General features: G+C 37.4%; 2 protein-coding genes. One reads left to right on the top strand and one right to left on the bottom strand.

What is annotated here, in order from left to right; all coding sequences use genetic code 11:
- Positions 1-2,119: bifunctional metallophosphatase/5'-nucleotidase (locus CXF82_RS00730; RefSeq protein WP_308304374.1), on the top strand; the 2,119-nt coding region annotated here is incomplete at its 5' end.
- A gap of 127 nt (positions 2,120-2,246) precedes the next feature.
- Here the strand turns inward: CXF82_RS00730 and CXF82_RS00725 are convergent.
- Entirely contained in the window at positions 2,247-3,290 is a 1,044-nt protein-coding gene (locus CXF82_RS00725; protein WP_102043497.1) for a tyrosine-type recombinase/integrase, read from the bottom strand.
- Positions 3,291-4,027 lie beyond the last annotated feature (737 nt).

Below are 4,027 nucleotides of genomic sequence, written 5' to 3'. Positions count from 1 at the left end.
CTGTAGATTTGTAACTAACTTGTTGTATTTGTTCGATTTACAATCTATTAACGCTGGTGGTTTATTTTATTATCTTCTGTTATTTTGTCGTCGGGTCCTTTACAAAGAAGAAATAAAAATGAAACTACAAAAGACTGTATTAGCTGTAGCCCTATTGGCTGCATTATCAGCCTGCTCAAATGATGATGACAATAACCAAATTACTGATGGCTTTAACTTAACCATTGCTCATGTTAATGATACTCATTCAAATTTTGATCCTGTGAAGTCTAGTTTTACCATGGGTAAAGACGGAGAAATTGTATTTAATGAGTTTGGTGGTTATCCAAGAATACTTGAAGCTGCAAATGAAATTAAAGAAGATGCTACTGATGCAAACCAACCTCTACTTTTTTTACATGGCGGTGATGCATGGCAGGGAACAGCTTACTTCAAACTCAATGAAGGCACGGCAAACGCAGATCTATTATCACGAATGGGACTAGATGCTATGGCACTAGGTAACCACGAATTCGATTTAGATACGGCGAAACTGGCTAGTTTTATCGATAGTGTTAACTTCCCTCTACTTGCAAATAATATAGACACAGGTCTAGACGCTAACCTTAGTGGTTCTACAAATCTAAAACCTTATCAACTGTTTGCATTTGATGGAGTGTTGAAACGTAAAATAACTGAAGTTTCTGATGCTAAAGAGAATGAGCAAATCGTAGCTGTGATTGGTGTCGTCTTAGAAGATATGCCCACTATTGCAACAGGGACTGGCGATGTTAAATTTGAAAGCGAAATAGTATTAACTCAAATAACAGTCAATAGTCTTAAAGCCCAAGGGGTTAATAAGATTGTAGTTCTATCTCATATTGGTAATGCACGAGACATCGTACTAGCGGAAGGCACTACCGATATTGATGTTATTGTAGGTGGACATTCCCATACCTTACTCGGTGATTTTACTGAACTTGGTCAGGGCGATAATGGGATCTATGCTCAATTAGTAAATCAAAAAGATGAAGTTGGAAAAACCTGTATTGTTCAAGCCGGTAAATATGCGGAAGCAATAGGTCAAGTTGATATTAAATTTAACAATGAAGGTGATCTTCTGTCATGTGTAGGGCAGAACACACTGTTGACTAATGAAACCTTTTATCGTGATGGCAAGCGTGAACCTAGCGACCTATTAACTGGCGCTGAGCATGAAAAGGTTGAAGCCTTTATTGATAATAATAATCTTATTGATGACGTCGATGAGAATGATGCCATGCGGGTGCATATAGATGCTATTTATAAACCTGCTTTAGAAAAAGCTTATGGCGATGTGATTGCTAATACTCCAACCGATATTAATCATGAACGTCGACCAGGTGATGCTGGTACTGACGAACATGGATCTGACGTTGCACCATTAATTGCTCAAGGCATGGTGTTTTGGGCAAATCAAGAAAGTGTAAATTCAGTTATTGGAAAGAAAGTTCAAATTGGTCTTGTGGGTGCTGGTGGTGTGAGAACTGATATCACATCAGGTGATTTCAGAGAAGGAAACGCGAGCCTAGAGCTATTGCCTTTCTCAAACTATCTATCCGTTTTGACTATTAATGGCACAACGCTTAAAAATCTTCTAACGACAACCATTAATGATACGCTTCCACAAGGCAGTCACGCAGGTAAGTTTCCGTATGTTGGCGGAATGCGTTATACATTCACCGAAGATAATAAGAACGTCAGCGGTAGTATCACTGCAATTGAAGTTAATACTGGCACCGAAACTGAACCTAAGTGGGCTGCTGTAACTGGCGATGCTGAATATGTTGTGATCGTTAATAATTATAATGCCAGCGGTAATGATGGTTGGAATGCGTTAGGGAATGCGCAGCTGTCTGCGACTGATCGTGTTGACCTGGTTAAAACACCCAATGGATACCGTGCTTATGAAGTTGACCATTTAACTTTCAATGCCGATAAGAATACATATAGTGTTGTTTACGCAGGAGACGTTCCTAGTTGTGATGATGGTGGTGTTGATATTTGTAATACTGATGCCTTATCTTTTATCGATTATGCCAAAGATAAAGTAGTATTAAAAAGCCTTCCATTTGAAACTACGACTGTTATTTACAAATAGTCAGTAACTTAGAAATATTGTATTAAGAAGGGCATCTAAATGGATGCCCTTTATTTTTATAGATTTACGTCAGTTACTATTTTTATAGAGTCGAACACATTTTAAATTAACAAGTCATTGTGATCTGTTATTCATTCGGCTTCAGGTAATGATTCAATGAACGCGGATCCGTATGTCCTGTACGACCCATAATGTAAAGATGATCTTTTTTATTTTCATGTAGTTGCGTTACACATCCACTACGTAAACTGTGAGCTCCATAGTACTGAGGATCTAAGCCAGCCTTATTACAATATCGTTTAATCAGTTGATAAATATCATCACCACGCAGAAATCCTTTCCCCAAATTAGTATCGGTAATCTGGTAGTCTCTAATTTGATTTCCATCTCTTGTTAACGATCTAAATAAATGACCTTCTTTAATTTCTGCAGCAGAGAGCCACTCTTTAACGGCATCAAACGCAGAAAATGGTTCTTCTTTTGGTAGTACTTTCCATTCTCTTTGTCCTTGCTGATTACTTTTAGAGTAGGGTAGTCTTACTTTAAGTTTATCGCGTAAAAAGCTTAAATGGTTCACTTTGATATTCGCGAGTTCAGAACGTCGAAACCCTCCTTGAAACCCTAACTGAAGAATCGCTTTATCTCGTTTTTTTGTGAGGTTTTGATTTCGTTCATCAATAGTTTGTATCAGTAATTCAAGCTCATCGTACATGATGGGCTGTTGATCATAATCCGCAACCGTTCTATTTTGATTACGCATAAGCCCACGCATTACTCTGATGACCAAAGGGTGTTCTGTCGGTGATGGAGATCCAGATTGAATATGAAAAAATCGTATAGCTGCTAATCGACTATTAATTGTTTGTGTTGAAAGCTGGTGGCCGCTGTTAGCTTGATAAATATCTTTTTGATGACCGACAAACGAAATGACACTTCTTGGATCTGCGGGCAATGAACTTAAACCATGTGATTCGCAATAAGTAACGAAAATTCCAAAGCTGGACTGATATACCCGTCTGGTATTGTGCGAAATTTCATAACGAGTTTCTTTAGCGGCGCTTTCAAAATCATTGAGGATAGAAAGAGGTAACTCATGCTCCTGGTAAAAACCGTCGTCTGAAACAGTCTTTAACGCCTTATTAGAAATAGGGCTAATACGCTTTCCACTCATTAGATGATATTCCTCAATTAGCACTGTGGTTGTGGGTTTTTATAAGACGTTATTCGGCCACTATTTTAACGATTTAACGCTATCTCTACCAGTGATAATCGTCATTATCACTGGTAGAGAGCAATAAGCCAACATCATGCACGATAAGTAAGCTAATTTGTTTGAGGTTATCAATAATTGAGTAAAGTCAGACGTTTTTTAAAGGGAGATAATTAACTACGACGACTCCACCACGGTATTCTTATTATTCGCGATTGGATGATAGAGCATCAATTTAAGCCATGAAAAATGTTAAACATTAAATGGCTGAGTTATCCTAAAGGCGTTAGCAATAGAATGGTGAATAATCCGCTATAAATAAGGATAATTTTGCTGCATTACTGCTCAGAATGGTTTAACCATATATTAAATATAAAGGGACTATCTGATGAATCATACTAAGCATGAATGGAATATCCTGATAAAAAGCTAACAAAACTTCCGTAAGTTATGACTACTGCAACAACGATAGCGCATGAATACACTATCGCCAATATTAAGATTGGCCATAAGTACTGGCAATAGAACACTGAATAAAGCGTTATTAGTGCAGATTATTTATTCGCATTATCATTCAAAAAAGTTAAACATACTTTAAATCTAAGGGCTCAATATGATGTGCTTATGACTAAGTATCACTGGAAATATTATGATAAGAAGCTAACAACAGTCCGCAAGTTAGGGCTACTGCAACAAAG

Source organism: Shewanella sp. GutDb-MelDb, assembly GCF_002836075.1.
Taxonomy (GTDB): domain Bacteria; phylum Pseudomonadota; class Gammaproteobacteria; order Enterobacterales; family Shewanellaceae; genus Shewanella.
The sequence above is the reverse complement of the archived record's forward strand: the minus strand, read 5'-3'. Positions and strand labels throughout refer to the sequence as shown.